This window comes from Terriglobus tenax, from assembly GCF_025685395.1.
GTDB lineage: Bacteria > Acidobacteriota > Terriglobia > Terriglobales > Acidobacteriaceae > Terriglobus > Terriglobus tenax.
On sequence record NZ_JAGSYA010000004.1, the window covers coordinates 677,659 to 694,946 of the forward strand.

Annotated in this window: 14 protein-coding genes; 2 read left to right on the forward strand and 12 right to left on the reverse strand. The window is 61.0% G+C overall.

What is annotated here, in order from left to right; all coding sequences use genetic code 11:
- Positions 1-69: 69 nt before the first annotated feature.
- On the reverse strand, positions 70-1,218 hold the full coding sequence (locus tag OHL13_RS08310) for a glycerophosphodiester phosphodiesterase family protein (RefSeq protein ID WP_263409666.1): 1,149 nt from the start codon (positions 1,216-1,218) through the stop codon (positions 70-72).
- Positions 1,219-1,371: 153 nt separating this feature from the next.
- Here OHL13_RS08310 and lpxB point away from each other — a divergent pair, with 153 nt between their 5' ends.
- Positions 1,372-2,508, forward strand: coding sequence for a lipid-A-disaccharide synthase (gene lpxB / locus OHL13_RS08315; RefSeq protein ID WP_449649499.1), 1,137 nt, complete (start codon positions 1,372-1,374; stop codon positions 2,506-2,508).
- Between the two features lie 43 nt (positions 2,509-2,551).
- Positions 2,552-4,510, forward strand: coding sequence for a M1 family aminopeptidase (locus tag OHL13_RS08320; RefSeq protein WP_263409667.1), 1,959 nt, complete (start codon positions 2,552-2,554; stop codon positions 4,508-4,510).
- 580 nt (positions 4,511-5,090) lie between these two features.
- Here the strand turns inward: OHL13_RS08320 and OHL13_RS08325 are convergent.
- The 11 genes from OHL13_RS08325 to hydA all read right to left on the reverse strand — a co-directional run bounded on the left by OHL13_RS08325 (position 5,091) and on the right by hydA (position 17,201).
- The gene (locus OHL13_RS08325; protein WP_263409668.1) at positions 5,091-6,329 is read right to left on the reverse strand and encodes an ABC transporter permease; all 1,239 of its coding nucleotides are present in this window, start codon (positions 6,327-6,329) and stop codon (positions 5,091-5,093) included.
- A gap of 3 nt (positions 6,330-6,332) precedes the next feature.
- Complete coding sequence (locus OHL13_RS08330; protein WP_263409669.1) at positions 6,333-7,583, reverse strand: ABC transporter permease; 1,251 nt, start codon at positions 7,581-7,583, stop codon at positions 6,333-6,335.
- Between the two features lie 53 nt (positions 7,584-7,636).
- Positions 7,637-8,155, reverse strand: a complete 519-nt coding sequence (locus OHL13_RS08335) for a 3-hydroxyacyl-CoA dehydrogenase NAD-binding domain-containing protein (protein WP_263409670.1) — start codon at positions 8,153-8,155, stop codon at positions 7,637-7,639.
- Between the two features lies 1 nt (position 8,156).
- On the reverse strand, positions 8,157-8,339 hold the full coding sequence (locus OHL13_RS08340) for a hypothetical protein (RefSeq protein WP_263409671.1): 183 nt from the start codon (positions 8,337-8,339) through the stop codon (positions 8,157-8,159).
- A 42-nt stretch (positions 8,340-8,381) separates the two neighbouring features.
- Entirely contained in the window at positions 8,382-9,932 is a 1,551-nt protein-coding gene (gene malQ, locus OHL13_RS08345; RefSeq protein WP_317889914.1) for a 4-alpha-glucanotransferase, read from the reverse strand.
- A 112-nt stretch (positions 9,933-10,044) separates the two neighbouring features.
- Complete coding sequence (locus tag OHL13_RS08350) at positions 10,045-11,997, reverse strand: peptidylprolyl isomerase (protein ID WP_263409672.1); 1,953 nt, start codon at positions 11,995-11,997, stop codon at positions 10,045-10,047.
- A gap of 155 nt (positions 11,998-12,152) precedes the next feature.
- Positions 12,153-12,614 carry a DUF4126 family protein gene (locus OHL13_RS08355; protein WP_263409673.1) on the reverse strand — a complete coding sequence of 154 codons (462 nt, stop codon included), beginning with the start codon at positions 12,612-12,614 and terminating at the stop codon, positions 12,153-12,155.
- 59 nt (positions 12,615-12,673) lie between these two features.
- Positions 12,674-13,360: an ABC transporter ATP-binding protein gene (locus tag OHL13_RS08360; protein ID WP_263409674.1), complete on the reverse strand. Its 687-nt coding sequence runs from the start codon at positions 13,358-13,360 to the stop codon at positions 12,674-12,676.
- Complete coding sequence (locus tag OHL13_RS08365) at positions 13,353-14,585, reverse strand: ABC transporter permease (protein ID WP_263409675.1); 1,233 nt, start codon at positions 14,583-14,585, stop codon at positions 13,353-13,355. Before OHL13_RS08365 ends, OHL13_RS08360 begins: the two co-directional genes overlap by 8 nt.
- Positions 14,582-15,823, reverse strand: a complete 1,242-nt coding sequence (locus tag OHL13_RS08370) for a Zn-dependent hydrolase (protein ID WP_263409676.1) — start codon at positions 15,821-15,823, stop codon at positions 14,582-14,584. The genes OHL13_RS08365 and OHL13_RS08370 overlap by 4 nt, the downstream gene beginning before the upstream one ends.
- The gene (gene hydA / locus OHL13_RS08375) at positions 15,813-17,201 is read right to left on the reverse strand and encodes a dihydropyrimidinase (protein ID WP_263409677.1); all 1,389 of its coding nucleotides are present in this window, start codon (positions 17,199-17,201) and stop codon (positions 15,813-15,815) included. The genes OHL13_RS08370 and hydA overlap by 11 nt, the downstream gene beginning before the upstream one ends.
- Positions 17,202-17,288 lie beyond the last annotated feature (87 nt).

The window sequence follows — 17,288 nt, forward strand, 5'->3', positions numbered from 1 at the left end:
GACCGGGCTTTCCACAGGAAAAAGCCGCGCCCATGTAAACCAGCGGGCGCGGCCTGCGACTCATGTCGACTACTTGGTTTCGTCTAACGAAAGACGAAGACCTTCCGGAACGAAATCGCTGCTCAGCAGCTTCGCGTTGTTGGTCAGGTAGTAGGTGGGAATCTCGGGATACTGCTCTTCCACCAGTTGCAGCGTGCGGAAGTCAAAACTCTGCACCTCGGCACGAGCGGTCATCTTTTCACTGACAATGGCACCGCACAGCGCTTTCACGAACTCCTGTGGGCCGACGGAGTGATTCTTGTACAGGTCGGCAGGAACGTTGGTGTTCTGTGCTCCGGCCACCGAGGGGGGCAGACGGTCGGGCATGATCTTGGTCTCAAGATTGAAACGAACACTTGCGCCGGTCGCGGCGCGCTCAGATGCGTGGGGCGTGCTCTTACCCGCGCCGGACTTGTAGTACTCCGTATAGAACTTCACGAAGCGGAAGAGCTGGGCGGCATTGGTTGGCGAGTAGGGACTGGGCATCTTTTCGAGCTTCGCAAAGGCCACAGCCACCGGCGACAGGGCCAGATCGTTCTTCTGGTCACCGCCGAAGTGCAGCTTGTCGCAGATGAAGCTCTTCTGCGCCTCGGCCATCGACAGCGTGTTGATATATGCGCGGTTTTCCATGGTGTACGCCGAGCCATCCGCCTTGCGGCAGCTCTCCGGGTTCAGAAACTGGTCATGCCACAACAGGGAGACACCATCGGTGGTCACGCCCGTGTCGGTCTCAAGCGTCGTCGCGCCTTCGTCCATGCCGCTCTCAAAGGAAGGCAGCGTATTCTCCGGGCGCAGACCGCGTCCACCGCGGTGAGCGGAGTTATCAAAGCCCTTCAGGGCCTTGCCGGCGGCGCGCTGTTCCAGGATGACCTTGTGCAGAATGTCCGGGCGATCGGTAATGATGCCGTCGACGCCCAGGTCGATGAGCGCCTTCATCTTTTCGGCGTCATTGGTCGTCCAGGGCACAACCTGGAAGCCGGCGGCGTGCAGTGTATCCACATGCACCGTGGCCTTGGCGCCAAGAACGGTGGAGTCCACCGGCGAGAGCACGGGCGTATGCTTTGCCCCCCTGGCCTTCGCGTGTTCGCCGGCCTTTTTCATCAACGTCAGGAAAGGGTCGTTCTGAGCCATGGCGACACCGCTCATCAGGATCATGCAGGCAATCGTACGCTTCATCATGCACACCACTATGCAGCCCCAAGATTAACGCAGCGTTGCACGGGGTGGCACAGCGCCGCCTTAGCCTAGTAGGCTTAAGGCATCGCTGCCAACTCCAATCCGACGATCTTTGTCTCTGCCGGTGAGGCCAGCGGCGACCACTATGGCGCACAACTGATTTCGGCCCTCAAAGCTCAACTGCCCCAGGCGCGCTTCCTCGGCCTGGGCGGGCTGGAGATGGAGGCCGCCGGACAACAGCGCGTCGTCCGCGCTGAAGACGTCGCGCACATGGGCATTACCGAGATCCTGCGGCACATCCCCACCATCTACGCAAAATACCGCCAGCTCATCCGCGCCATCCGCGAGCAGAAACCGGACATCGCCGTGCTGATCGACTTCCCTGATGTGAACTTCCGTCTGGCGAAAGAGCTGCACCGCCAGGGCGTTCCGGTGGTCTATTTTGTGAGTCCACAGCTGTGGGCATGGAAGAAGAGCCGGCTGCGCTGGGTGCAGGAACGCATCACGAAGATGATGGTCATCTTCCCTTTCGAACAACCGTTCTACCAGGCACGCGGTGTGGATGCCGAGTTCGTCGGCCATCCGCTGGCGGAGCTGCCGCTGCCCTCTTCCACGCGTGCAGAGTACGCCGTACAGCATGGCCTGGATGCCAATCGACGCTGGATCGCCCTGCTGCCCGGCAGCCGCCGGAAAGAGTTGCACGCCAACCTGCCCACCATGCTGCAGGCGGCGAAGCTGCTCTCTCCAGAGAACGATGGCTATGAGTTCCTCTTACCGGTGGCCTCAACACTGAAGCCTGCGGACGTCCAGGAAGTCCTCCAACAAGCCAACTATCCCGCCGTCCACCTTGTCTCCGATGCCCGCGAGGCGCTGCACCATGCCGCGGTCAGCGTGGTGGCCAGTGGAACCGCGACCGTGCAGGCGGCGGTGATCGGCAATCCGTTCGTGGTGGTCTACAAGGTCTCTCCGCTCACCTTCAGGCTGGCGAAGAAGCTGGTCTCCTACCCGCCAGAGATTCCCGCACCCGTCGACGAGCATGGCAACCTGCCCATCGCCATGGCCAACCTGATTGCCGGCCGCAGAATCGTGCCGGAGCTGCTGCAGGAGAACTTCACCGCGGAAAAGCTGGCGGTGCTGCTGCAATCCTGGCTGTCGGACCCGGCAAAGCTCGCGGACGTCCGCGAGGACCTGCATGCGCTGCGCCGTGGACTTGAGGCGCAAAAGCCCGGTGAAACCGCCATTGACCGGGTAAAAATGGCTGTGCTCCAACTACTTGGCGCAAACTGCGTCTAATTCCCTGATGGGAGTACCATCTCGAAGAGGGATATCGAAAAGAATGTCCGGCCGCGTCCGTTCTCTGCTTGCACTTGCCGCCCTTTCTGTCAGCGCTTACGCTGCTCCTCTCCGCCCCCAGGTCGACGTTACCGGGTACGTGATCACTGCCGAGCTTGACCCGTCCCAGAACCAGTTGACCGCCACGGCGAAGGTGACCTTTACAGCGCTGGAGGATCTTTCCAGCGTGACGCTGGAGCTGAACAACGGACTGAAGATCACGAAGCTGACGGACAGCACAGGCGCGTCCCTCTCCGCCGACCGAGTCGCCACCGATTCAACGGTTCACATTACGCCAGCCAGGCCGCTGGCGAAGGGGACCTCCGCCACTTACATCTTTGAGTACGCCGGCATTCTGAAGGACGCCGATACCAGCCCGGTGGAAGGCATCAAGATGGCCGCCGTGGCCGACCCTATCTCCATCCTGCTGTACCCGGGGCGCTGGTTCCCCATGAGCGGCCTGTACACCGACCGTTTTACCGCCGAGATGCACATTGTTGTGCCCAAGGGCGAGACAGTCGTGGCCAGCGGCGCGGGCAGCCATAAAGACATTGCGGGCGGCAAAACGCAGTTCGACTTCAACTGGACCAGGCCCGGCCTGCCCGGCACGGTCATCGCAGGCAAGTTTACCGAGAAGACCGTCGGCAATATCCGCACCTACACCACGGAAAAGCACACGACCGACGCCACCGCCTATGGCGAAACCGCCTCCAAGGAATTCGAGTTCATGCAGTCGACCTTCGGCCGGCCCGAATCGACGCGCGTGAACCTGGTGGAACTGCCGGATGATGCCGTCAGCTCGTCGTGGGGCCCGGAGTTGGCGGCCATTGCAGGCAGCCGCTGGCCCGACCGCAACAGCTATCGCCTGCTGGCCAATACGCTGGCTCGCCAGTGGTGGGGCTCGGAGATCTCCCCCGCTACGTTGAACGACGCCTGGATCACCAACGGCATGGCCCGCTATGCCGAGCTGATGTACATGGAAGACGCCAACGGCAAGAACTCGCTGCAGACGGCTATCCCGGACATCTCCGCCGGTGCACTGGCCTATGACACGGTGCCGATCTCGTCGATTGGCCGCCTGGACCCGTTCTCACCGCAGTTCCAGTCCATGTCGCTGGAAAAAGGCGCGATGGTTTACCACATGCTCCGCTGGGAGATTGGCGACGAGAACTTCACCAAGTTCCTGCGCAACCTGCTGTCGGTCTATACGGACAAGAGCGTCCGATCCGACGATATGGAATCGCTGGCCGGAAAGATGAATCCCCAGGCGACCACGCTCGAGGCATTTTTCGCGCAGTGGATTGACGGCACCGGTGCTCCGGCCTTCCAGAATAAGTACACCGTCTTCCGCCTGGGCAGTTCCAAGGGCTTCCGCACCATCGGCCAGATTACGCAGGACCTGGACCTGTTCCGGATGCCGATTGAGCTTCGCATTGAAACCGACGGCAAGACGGAGATCCGCCGCATTGACGTCTCCGGTTCCGAGTCACAGTACACGGTGGAAACCTTCGGTCGTCCGCGCCGCGTCACCATCGATCCTGACAACTGGGTGCTGAAGTCCACGCCCGACCTCGCCGTCCGCGTTGCCGTTCTGCGCGGACAGCAGCAGGCCGCCCAGGGTGACCTGATTGCCGCGCTGAACGAGTATCAGAAGGCGCTGGACGCCAATAAGAACTCCTCGCTGGCCAACTACCGTATCGGTGAAATCTTCTTCCTGCAGAAGAACTACCAGTCGGCAGCCAACTCCTTCCGCGATTCCCTGCGCGGCGACGGCGACCCGAAGTGGGTGGAAGTGTGGAGCCACATCAAGCTGGGCAACATCTTTGACGTAACCGGGCAGCGCGACCGCGCCGTCAACGAGTACCGCCTGGCTATCCAGACCAACGACAATACGCAGGGCGCTGTCAACGAGGCCCGCGCTCGCATGGCTTCGCCGTACAAGCGGCCGAAGGCTGACGAGTAAACTGTACCTCCATAAGAAGCGAACGTATATCGCATCTCCATGCAGTTATCAGACCTGGGTGAACGCATCTGTATTTGGGGGCCATCGAACAGCGGAAAATCGACGCTCGCCAATGCTATTGCACGCAAACGCGGGCTCACGGCGATTCACCTGGATCAACTCCATCATGCTCCGTACACCAATTGGCAAAAACGTCCTGAAGATGAGTTCCGGGCATTGCATGACAAAGCAATCAGCGGCAACCAATGGGTGATGGACGGAAACTACTCCAGGTATTTTCCCGAACGTTTGCAACGCGCCACCGGGGTGATCCTGCTGGATGTCTCTACGCTTGCGAGTCTGTTTCGATACGGTCGACGGACGCTGTTTGAACAAAATTGGATTGGCGCACTGGATGGGGGGCACGACAGCATTAAGCTGGCAATGATTCATCACATCGCGATGGTTACACCCAAAAATCGAAAACGCTACGCAGAGATATTTTCAGCAGCTCAATTTACCCAAGGTCTATTTGCCATCCATGCGATCCATCAAGGCCTGCTACCGGGATTGGGAGCTAGAGCGTTAGCGAACGTGTTCCCTACTCGTACCGCAGGGCATCAATCGGGTTCAGCCGCGAAGCCTTCAGCGCCGGCACCAGACCGCTCACCAGACCGACCAAAACCAGGATGCTGGTCGAGACGATCACAATGGTGGGGGAGAGAATCAGGCGAATGTCCGCCGCCTCTCCGCCCTTGGCAATGGCCGAGTAGAAGGTGATGCGCGGCACGCAGACGCTGACCAGCCATGCCAGCAGCATGCCGCCCGCTCCGCCGACACCGGTAATCACCATGGCCTCGGACAGGAACTGCAGCAGGATGTCACGCCGCCGCGCGCCCAGTGCTTTTTCTACGCCAATTTCCTTGGTCCGCTGCTGCACGCTCACCAGCATGATGTTCATCAGGCCAATGCCTGCGATGCCAAGCGTGAGCGCTCCGATGAACGTGAGCAGTACCTGCAGCGCGATGGTGATGATCTGGAACTGCGCGAGCTGTTCCATGATGTCGGCAACGTAGATGGCGGTCTTGTCCGTGGCTTTAAAGCCATGGCTCTGCCCCAGGGTTTTACGCAGCGCCTGCGCCACCTGGGTATGGTTGCCCTGGTAGCTCATCCAGATGCCGTCCGGGTACTTGATGTCCTTGATATCGGACATCGTCGAGTACGGGATATTGATGATGCGGTTGACGTTGTCGTCGCCCTCCTGCATCTTCGGCTTCAACACTCCGACGATCTGAAAACCGATGCCGCTGACGCGGATGGTCTGCCCCAGCACGTCCACTCCCCCGAAGAGCTTGTCCTTCGCCTCCGGGCCAATCACGGCCACATGGGCGCGAGCGTTTACATCGTCGGCAGAGATGAACCGACCTTCTGCAATCTCCCACTTCTGCACGTCGGCAATCTCCGGCATCACGCCGTCGGTCTCCCAGGTGAAGATATGCAGGTCGTTCTTTACGGGAACCTGCTTCCAGAGCACGGGTGTAGCGCGCAGCACGCCGGGGACGGTCTCCATGATGCGCTCCACGTCGTCCAGGTGGAACTTGATGATGACGCCTGCCTTGGAACCGCCGGTCTGCTCGCTGGTCTTGCCGGGGAAGGTGCCCATGATGTTGGTTCCCCACTGCGAGAATATGGCCTCAATCGCCTTGCCGAAGCCGTTGCCATAGGCCAGTAGCAGCACCACGGTGGCAATGCCCCATGCCATGCCGATGATCGTGATCATGGTGCGCCGCAGGTTATGGCGCATCGCTTCCACGGCCTGTCCAAAGATATCTCGCAACATGGGCTAATCCTTCCTCAGAGCCTCGACCGGCTCCAGCATCGACGCTTTATGCGCCGGGTACAGGCAGGCCAGCACGCCACACAGCGTCAAGGTCCCCATCGCCAGAGCAGCCGACCACGGAACGATCCGTGGCGGGTCAAAGCCGATCTGACTGTCGCCCATCATCAATCCAAGTACGCCCATGAAGATCGCCGCGCCAGTGATACCAACAAAACCGCTGACACCGGTGAGCACCAGCCCCTCCATCATGATCTGGCCAAGGATGCTGGAGCGCGTCGCTCCAAGCGCCTTCAGCAGGCCAATCTCGCGCGTGCGCTCGGAGACTGTGACCAGCATGATGTTCACGATGCCCACCGCGCCCAGCGCCAGCGTGACAATGCCAACACCGCCCAGAAAGACATCCATGGCGGTGAAGATCTTGCCGACCGTCTGCTGGCTCTTGATGGTGTCCCACTCCTCGATCGACTCTTCATCGGTGGGGTCAAAATTATGGTTTTCCGCGACGATGCGCCGCACTTCGGTCTTGGCTTCCGTGTTCCGCGAAGGATCGAAAGGCTGGTACTGGATCGAGGTCAACGCGTCCTGCGGAATGTTCTCGCCCTTCATCGGGAAGATGTTCTGCATTACGGACAAGGGGATATAGACACGCTGATTATCGCCGTCGCGGTTGCCGCGGCCGATCCACTGCGCCACGCCGACCACCTGGAAACGGTAGCCGTTGATCGTGATGAACTCGTTCAGCCCGTTGCCGCCGTTGGGAAACAGCAGTGTCTCACTCTTTTTGCCGATCACCGCCACCATGCGGCGTTCCTTCATGTCGGCTTCGTTCAGGTAACGGCCTTTGCCGAGCGGCAGAGCGCGCACCGTGGGATAGTTGGCCTCAATGCCCATCACCGTGCCGCCGGCGCTCTGGAACTGGCTCTGCTGCTTCAGGTCGCCGCGCTGCAAAAAGCCGGTGACATTGGCCACATCCGGCGCCTGGGTACGGATCTCGGCTTCGTCTTCCAGAGTGAGCTTATAGGGCCGCAGGTTTCCCTGGTTGGAGAGCAGCGTGCCTCCCCACATCATGATGATGTTTTCACCCAGGCTCTTCAGTTGCCGCTGCTGGCCCGAACGAAAGCCCTCTCCCATGCCGATGAGCAGAAGCAGCGAGGCGACGCCCCAGGCAATACCGAACATGGTGAGGAACGAACGCAGCTTGTGCGCCCAGATAGCACGAAAGACCTGCCCGACAATGTCACCGAATAAACCCATACCAAGGACGAATAAAAAACTCTACGCAAATCCCAGTAAAAGAGTTCCGTAGTTTACAGGTTCTTGGTCAGCATGGGAGCCATGGTGTCCGTTTCGAGACGGACGGTGCGGCCCAGGCGTTCCAGCAATCCCTGAACCAGGGCAATGGTCTCGTCAGAGGAGTCAGTTCCGCGCACCAGCGTGACATCGCCGCCGCCAAGCCCCTTCAGGGCGGCACAGCGCTCCGAGCGGTAGGTGCAACTGGCCAGATCACTGATGCTCAGCGCATCGGAGGGGGTACAAATAATGGTCTTTGGGGGAGCCATGCGGTCGATCAGTGAGAAGATCTCGAGCTTCGACTCCAGTTCATCGGGCACAAAATCGATGGCGATATCGGCTTCGCGGACTGCAGCTTCCACCGTGCTGACCAGCTCTACTTCGAGCCCGGCCTGCTCAATCTGCTCCCCGGCACGGCGAAGCTTGTGCGGCATTACGTCTTCCAGCACCGTGGAGAAGCCGGCGCGGGCGCACTCCAGCGCAAAGCTGGGTCCCAGGCGTCCGGCTCCAATCACGGCCACACGTAACGGCTGCATCTTACTTGGCCTTGACGGCGCTCAGAACAGATTCAAAGCTCGGCTCAGACTTGGCAAAGTGGTCCGCCAGGCGCTGCTTTTCCTCCGCATTCAGCGTCGGCAGCACGGCCAGAATCCGGCGCAGGGTTACAGCAATATCGTCAACGTAGTTCATGGTGCGGATGGCTTCGCCGGACAGAGGCATGTCTTTGACTTCTCCTGGTGAATCTCTCACCAACAGTCTACGTCAATCCTCGGTGCCCTGCTCTTCCGGAGGCCCCAGTGTCTCAGGGTCCACCCATCCATCGCGGTCGGTCATCTCCATCAACGCCGCAAGCTGTCTGACAAAGTCAGGGTGCAGAGCATCCGGCTCGTAACGCCAGCTCCAGTTGCCGTCCGGCAGCGCCGGCGTGTTCATGCGTGCGCTGCTGCCCAGGTGCAGCACATCCTGCAGCGGCAAAATGCAAATACGCGAGATCGATGCCTCCGCCGCACGGATCATCGCCCACACGATCTGCGCATCGTGGGTGAAGCCGCCAAGGTACGTCTGCACATGCTGCTTCTCTTCGTCGCCAACGTTTTCCAGCCACCAGCCCAGCGTGGTGTTGTTGTCATGGGTGCCGGTGTAGACCACCGAGTTCTCTTCATAGAGGTGCGGCAGGTAGCCATGCGCTCCGCGATCGCCGAAGCCAAACTGCAGAATCTTCATGCCCGGCATGTCGAACTTCATACGAAGCGCGTCGACCTCCGGCGTGATCATGCCGAGGTCTTCCGCCACAAACGGCAGCGAACCCAGCTCACGCCGCAGCACGGTAAACAAGGCATCGCCCGGAGCCTCCACCCACTGGCCGTTGATCGCCGTCTCATCCTTTGCGGGAACCGACCAGTAGGCCTCAAACCCGCGGAAATGGTCGAGGCGGATCAGATCATAGAGCTGCGTTGCGCGGCGGGCGCGATCCACCCACCAGGAGAAGCCGTCCTTCTCCATCGCTTCCCAGTCATACAGCGGGTTGCCCCACTTCTGCCCCGTTTCGGAGAAGTAGTCCGGCGGCACACCGGAGACCTCTACCGGGCGCAGATCCTTGTCCAGGGCAAACTGCTTCGGATGTGTCCAGACATCGGCGCTGTCGTAGTTCACAAAGATGGCGACATCGCCCATCACACGCACATCGCGCTCATGGCAGTAGGCCAGCAACTGCCCCCACTGGTGGGCGAAGAAGAACTGGATCACCTGCTCAATGGCCAGTTCGCGGCCACTCTCTGCCCGCAACCGGGCCAGCGCCTCCGGCTGGCGCGTAGCCAGCTCCTGCGGCCAGTCATTCCAGCAGGCATAGTCATAACGCAGACGCAGGACGGCATACATCACCCAGTCGTTCAGCCAGTCCTTGTGCTCTTCGCAGAAGCCTTCAAAAAGCTGCCATGCCTGGCCTTTCGGCGCATCCAGAAAATGAGCGGCGGCTTCCGCCAGCAGATGGCGCTTCTGCTCCGCGGCACCAAAGTCCACCGGGCCGCCCGCCGGAGTAAGCCCTTGCAGGCGTTCCCACGGCAGCCAGCCGTCTTCGGCCAGCTTCTCCAGGCTGATAAGCAGAGGATTGCCCGCGAAGGCCGACAGCGCCGCATACGGCGAGTTGCCATAGCCTACCGGGCTAAGCGGCAACACCTGCCACAGGCGCTGTTTGGCGCCGTGCAGGAAGTCAACAAAAGCATAGGCAGCAGGCCCCATGTCGCCGATACCGCCCAGCGATGGAAGCGATGTGAGATGAAGCAGGATTCCTGAAATTCTCTGTGTACGGTCCACACTCAATCTGATGCACCCCGCCTTCATCATGCCGCTTTGGCGGATGAAATCCCAACGAAAAGCGAAAGGGCCGGGAGAATTCCCGGCCCTTCTCGGTGATTTATTTCCTGGTTTACGGTTGAACCGGTGCGGCTGCCTGCTTATTCAGCTTGATGGCGCCGGCCTTCTCATACTCCTCCACGCGCTTGGTGACGTAGACGGCGAAGACCTCCTGACGCTGCTGGTTCAGCATGGCATCACGGGTCTTGGTGAAGTTCTTGGCGATCTCCTCAGCCGAGGGCTCCTGCTTGTCCAGGATGACCAGGACAACGCCGTTGGGTCCAAGGTTGATGGGACCCGAAACACCGCCCTGCGGCAGGGTAAAGGCTACCGATGCCGGGCCGCTCATGCTGCCGATATCCGGAACCGTACCCGTTGCGCCCACCAGTTCGCTGGTCTTGACGGTGACCTTCTCCTCAGCCGCGGCCTTCTTCAGGTCGTTGAGCACCTTGGCGCGATCAGCAAGCTGCTTCAGCTTGGCATTCACGACCTGCGGAGCGCGCTCGGACTTGAAGTCATCGGCAACATGCGACTTCCAGTCTGCAAAGGCTGGAGCATGCGCCGCGCGGATGTCGTCCACCTGGAAGACCGCGAAGCCGTCGCCGGTTGCAACCGAAGCCGGAGCGTCGCCCTTCTTGACGGAGAAAGCCTTGCTCAGCATGGACGAACCATCGGGAACACCGGCGATGACGCCGTCGGCGCCCAGGTAATCCGTGGTCTGAACCTTCAGACCGTGCGCGGATGCGGTAGCAGCCAGGCCCTGCTTGGCGGCCTCAGCCGAAAGCTTGTTAGCGAAGTCCTGCATGGCGCCGCCCACCTTCTGCTGCTCCAGGAGCGGACGGATCGAGTCCTTCACCTCGGCCAGCGGCCGGGTGCGCTCATCCTGCTTCTCCGTTACCTGCAGGAAGTGGTAACCGAACTGCGTCTTGAAGACATCGGAGGTCTGACCGGCAGCCGTCGAGAACGACTGCTTCTCGAACTCGGGAACCATCTGGCCCTTGCGAACCATGCCCAGATCGCCGCCCTTTTCCTTACTGCCCGGGTCGTCCGAGTTTTCCCTGGCCAGCTTGGCGAAGTCCGCTCCACCCTTTACCTGCTTCTGCAGGCTTTCGGCCTTGGCCTTGGCTGCGGCATCCGTCTTGGCATCCGCGCCCTGCGGCACGGCGATCAGGATGTGGCGAACCTTCACCTGCGCCTCAACCTTGTACTCGGCCAGGTGCTGGTTGTAGTAGCTCTGGATGTCCGCGTCGGAGATCTGCGGGCGTCCGCCGGGCAGATTCGAGGCGTCGAAGGCAATGTAGCTCAGCTTGCGAGCCTCAGGTACGGCCGAAGCATAGCGGGCAGCGTTGTTCTTGAAGAACGACTCCAGTTCACTGTCGGAGGGATTCAGGCTCTTCTTGATCTCCTCGCCGTCAACCACTGCGTAGTCGAACTTCACCTTCACGCCCTGCTTGCGATACGCCTCGCGCACGGCGTTGTCGCTGACAGAGACTCCGCCGGTGATCATCGACTGCAGACGATCCAGCAGAAGGCCGTCACGAACGTCCTTCTCGAAATCCTGCACCGAGATGCCCTGCGAGGTGATCAGCTGCTTGTATTTCTCTTCTCCGATGAAGTTGCCGCCGGGGAAAAAGATCTGGGCGTAGCGCGTGCGCAGCTCGTTGCGAACGTCCTGCTGCGTTACTTCCAGGTGCAGGCGGTTCGCCTCCTGCTTCAGGACGGCGCGCTGGATCAGGCCCTGGGCCACGCGCTGTGCCATGAACGGCAGAGCGAAGTCCGGCAGACGCTGTGACTGGAGCTGACGCTCGGCAATTGAGTTGACCTGTGCGGTGGGAATGTCTTCCGACTCACCGAGGCGGCCGAAGATGCCAGGACGGCGGACGCTGGCGTACACACCGCTGGTGGTTGCATCGTTGTCAAAGATACCCGGAACCAGGGTAATGACCATGGTGACAACGGCGGCGCCAATAATGATGGCGAAGAGAGCTTTCGTGAGGCGATTGTCTTTTTGAAGAATGCGGATCATGCCTGGTGACTAAACCTTCACTTCACACGCAGCCTCTGGTCTGAGGCGCATTGCCCGGAATTTGCTACGCGCCGTTATTCGGCATTTGGCAGGGCAAGCAACAAGTATAAATCAGGCGGCGCAAGCCGCCGAATGCCGCAAATTTACAGGGAAGATCAGCGCAGCAGACCGCTCGCCACCAATCCCAGCGCAATCGCGACCACATCCTCCGTCAGCGCCGCCGGAAGATCCTTTCCATACACCCCGGCCAGCTTGCCGCGGGCCCAGGCAAACAGCAGCGTGCCCGCAATGGCGCCCGCCAGGCCACCACACAGACCCAGCGCCACGGAACCGCTCGCCAGCCCCAGCGCAATGCCGGCGAAGGTGCCGGTAATAATACGTGCGCCAAACTGCGGCGGCGTTTTGCGGCTGGGGGTCACCGGCAGCTTGTCCGCTACCAGCTCCGCCAAAGCCGCCACGGTGAAAAACACGACTGCCCACGGACGGCCCAGAAATGCCAGGCTCGTACCCTTCAGCGGCAGAATATCCAGGTTCACGGCCCAGCTCAGCATCACCAGCGGCATCATGGTGCGCATGCCTGCCACCAGTCCAATTGCAAACGCCTGCAACAGAAGCATCTCTTTCCCTCCGTGCGACCCGTGGAACAACCTTACCCCAGCCGGCAGCCGTTCCCGACTTAAATTGTGTCCGGATTCAGGCCGCCGTCACGCAGCCGCAGCAGGCGGTCACAGCGTCCGGCGAACTCAAGATTATGCGTCACCAGGACGGAGGTAAGCCCATGCGCCTGGTGCAGACGCTGGATCAGGCCAAAGACGACCTCCGCGGTACGGTTGTCCAGATCACCGGTCGGCTCGTCGGCAAACAGAAGCTTGGGCTCGGTGACCAGGGCCCGCGCCAGCGAGACCCTCTGCTGCTCGCCCCCGGAAAGCTCTCCGGTGCGGTGCGAAGCGCGGTCGGCCAGCTCCACCTCCGCCAGCCACTTGCGGGCAGTAGCCAATGCAGCGGCCCGGGCGACTCCCCGCGCCAGCAGTGGCATAGCCACATTTTCTTCCGCGGTGAACTCCGGCAGCAGGTAGTGGAACTGCCAGACGTAGCCGATCTCGCGGTTGCGGAACTCCGCCTGCTCGCGCAGGGTCAACTGATCCACGCGACGGCCACCCAGGTACACTTCGCCGGCATCCGGCTTATCCAGAGCGGCCAATAGATGCAGCAGGGACGACTTCCCCGCCCCGGACTCGCCGACGATCGCAATCATCTCGCCCGTGGCTACCTCAAACGAAAGCTCGCGGAAGAGCTCCAGGCGGCCACGGCCCGTGCTGTAGGACTTCGAAAGCGCTCGCACACTCAACATCGCATTACTCATAGCGCAACGCCTCCGCAGGCAGCACCCGCGCCGCCGAGGTGGAGGGATAGATCGTCGCCAGCAGCGAAACTCCCAGCGACACCCCAGCCACAATCAGGCCGTCCAGCAGGCTCGGAGCAAACGGCAGGTAGTCGATGGAATAGACCGAGGCATCCAGATGAATGAAACGGTAATGGCCGCCGATCAACGACACGCCATAGCCCAGCACCAGTCCGATCACTGTGCCCAGCACGCTGATCAGCAGCCCCTGCAGCAGGAAGATACGCCGTACCTGATCGGCACGCACACCAAAGCTCATCAGGACGGCAATGTCCTTGGTCTTCTCCATCACCATCATGGTCAGCGCAATCAGGATATTGAGCGCGGCAACGCAGACAATCAGCCCCAGCACAATAAAGGTGACCACCTGCTCCAGCTTCAGCGCACGGAAAAGCTCGCGGTTCTGCTCCATCCAGTTGGTGGTCTGGAAGCCCTGCCCGGCGGCAGATTCAATCTCGCGTCCCACCTGATCTGCCTTATAGAGGTCGTCCACCTTGAAGCTGATGACCGAGACCAGGTCCGGCTCCGAAAAGAGCCGCTGCGCGTCGGCCAGCCGCAGAAAGGAGTAGCTGGAGTCGTACTGGTAGAAGCCCGAGTGGAAGATGCCCGTCACTGTGTACCGCTGGTACTTCGGGACAAGGCCCATCGGCGTCAGCTCTCCCTGCGGGCTGGTGACCAGCACCGTATCCCCTACACCGGCACCGATGGTCTCCGCCAAGTCTTTGCCGATGACGATGGGCGGCACGGCAAGCGGTCCGGTCTTCTCAAGAGCCTGCGCCGACCCCTGCTTCACCTGCTGCAGCAGGTCGCTGACCGTGCGCTCGTCGGCCGGGACCACTCCTTTAATAAGAGCGCCGCCGGACTTCGCTCCACGCGAGACCAGCACCTGCCCATACAGACCGGGAGCTGCGGCCGTAACGTGTGGCTGCTGCCTCAGCTTCGCCAGCAGTGGCTGCCAGTCCTGAATACCGTCCGAAGCAATGCGCATCAGCTCCACATGCGCGGTGGAACCCAGCAAGCGCTCCTGCAGGTCGCGCCGCATACCGTTGGTAATGGCCAGGGCGATAATCAGCGAGGCCACGCCCGCCGCGACACCCGCGACCGAGATGCCCGTGATGACGCCAATGACCGCCTGCCGCCGCTTGGCCCGCAGATATCGCGATGCGATGAAGAGTTCGAATCTCACGCACTTGCCATCCATGCCAGAGTCTTGCGCGCCAGCCGGTCAAAGGCCAGGCAGGCCAGTTCCAGGTGCTCCACCTTCGTGTCCTCAATCTTGTTGTGACTGATGCCGTGCAACGACTGCACGAACATCATCACCGTTGGAATGCCAAGCCGCGCTACTTCGGCGGCATCATGCAGAGGGCCGGAAGGAAGGCGGTGCGATGTCCCTGCCACCTCTCGAACGGCCTCGTCGCACAGATTCACCAGCTCCGGATGAAATGGGATCGGCTCAATGCTCCAGATGCGCGACCACTCGACCGTGCACTTCTCTTCCGCTGCAAAGCGCTCGCTGGCGGACTTCGCCTCGGCGTACATCTGCGCCAGAACTCCGGCATCCAGATCGCGCTGGTCCAGCGTGGCTTCACAGCGGCCTACGACCGCCGTGACGATTCCCGGGAAGGTCTTTACGCTGCCCATCGTGCAGACAGCATCCGGATGCTTGCCCGCAATGGAGCGAATCTCCAGCGCCAGCTTCGCGGCGGCCGCCAGGGCATCGCGGCGATCGCCCATCGGGGTTGAGCCGGAGTGCGCCTCCTGGCCATGAAAGGTCATGGCATGCCGCTCCACACCCTTGGTTCCGAGCACCACGCCCAGCGGCAGCCCGAGCCGTTCCAGCACGGGGCCCTGCTCAATATGAAGTTCCAGATAGGCGGCAAGGTTCGCGCGTTCCACCGACGCATCGCCCACCTTTTCTACCTCAACACCACACTGTCGAAGGGCAGCTTCCAGCGTGACGCCATCGCGGTCCGTGCGCACGCGGTCGGCTTCAATCGACTGCGTGCCGGCGAAGGCCGATGAACCGAACAGGCTGCGGCCAAAACGCGCGCCCTCTTCATCGGCCCAGTCCACCAGCTTCACGGTGAACGGCGGATTGCCGTCGTGATCTTCACTCAGCGCGCGCAGCACCTCAAGCCCGCACAATACGCCCAGGCAGCCATCCAGCCAGCCGCCGTTCGGCACCGAGTCCAGGTGACTGCCCAGCACCAGAGCTTTCTCACTTCTACCCTTCAGTGTTACCCAGTTGTTGCCGGCTGCATCCAGATGCTGCGTGACCGGGAGGCTCTTCAGCTTGCCGTAGAACCACTCCCGCGCCTTCAGCCACACCGGAGTCCACGCGACGCGCTGCGCTCCGTTGCTATCGCCGGTCAGCGCACGCAGTTCGTTCAGGTCCGCAACCATGCGCTTCGGATCAATCGGCATGCACGGCCTCCGGCTTGCGGCGCAGGAATTCGCCCCGGCCAATCGTGCCAACAAACTCACCGTCGCGGACCTGTACCTGTCCCCGCACCGTCACGACAGACGCGCGGCCATCGACTTCAAAGCCTTCAAAACCGCTGTAGTCGGTATTCGTCTTGTGCGTTTTGGCGGAGATTACACCACAATACGCAGGGTCATAGACGACCAGGTCAGCGTCCGAACCCAGTGCAATGGTTCCCTTCTTCGGATACAGCCCAAAGAGCTTCGCGGCGCGCGTGCTCAACGCGTCCACAAAACGGTGCAGCCCAAGGCTTCCGCGGCTGACGCCATAGGTATAGATCAGTGGCACACGTTCTTCGATGCCGGGGATGCCGTTCGGGATGGCGGTAAAGGCATCCTTGCCCATCCACTTCTGCTCCGTTGTGAACGGACAATGGTCGGTGCCGACGGTATCGACCTCGCCCTGCTCCAGCGCCTTCCAAAGCACCTTCTGGTTGCGCTTGTGGCGCAGTGGAGGAGACATCACATGCTTCATCCCCTCCACACCTTCACGTTCGGCCATCGTCTTGTCCAACAGAAAGTGCGGCAGCACGGTTTCCACCGAAACCTTCACACCGCGCTTCTTTGCGTCGACCGCAGCCTTCAGCGCCGGCTCGCAGGAGAGATGCACGATATACCCCGTCGCCCCCGTTGTCTCCAGGAAGGTACAGAAGCGCGTCGTGCCTTCCATCTCCACCGTCTCCGGACGGCTGGGCTCATGCCATTCCGGTCCGGTCTTGCCTTCGGCGAGAAGCTGCTGCTGCAGACGCCCTACCAGCTCCGCATTCTCGCAATGCGCGGTGACAGTCACGCCGAGCTCCGCGGCAAGCTTCAGCGTCTGATACATTTCGTCATCGGTCACGCCGAAGAAGTTCTTATAGGAGAGGAAGATCTTGAAGCTCGCTGTGCCGTCCGCGACGATCTCACGAAGCTGGGCCTCCGTCTGCTCATCAAAGCGGCTTACGGCCATGTGGAAGGTGTAGTCGCACGCCGACTGTCCCTCGGCCTTCGACTTCCAGAGCTTGTAGCCCTCCAGAGCGTCTTCTCCGCGCGATGGGCAGCACATCTCAATCAGCGTTGTGGTTCCACCGGTCAGCGCGGCGACCGAGGCCGTCTGATACGTGTCGCGCGCAAAGGTTCCCATGAACGGCAGATAGATATGGACGTGGGGATCAATAAAACCCGGAAAGACAAACTTGCCCGTGCAGTCGATCACCTCGGTACCATCTGGCGTATCCAGCTTTTGACCGATGCGGGTGATGGTCTCATTCTCAATATAGATATCGGCGACATAACGCTCGGTCGCCGTCACAATCTCACCGTTCTTCAGCAGAAGCCCCATGGTGGAACCATCTTTACACAGCCTACGCGGCAGCTAAAGCAAAACAGCCTCCGGCGGTTACCGGAGGCTGTTCTGGTTGAGGTTGGC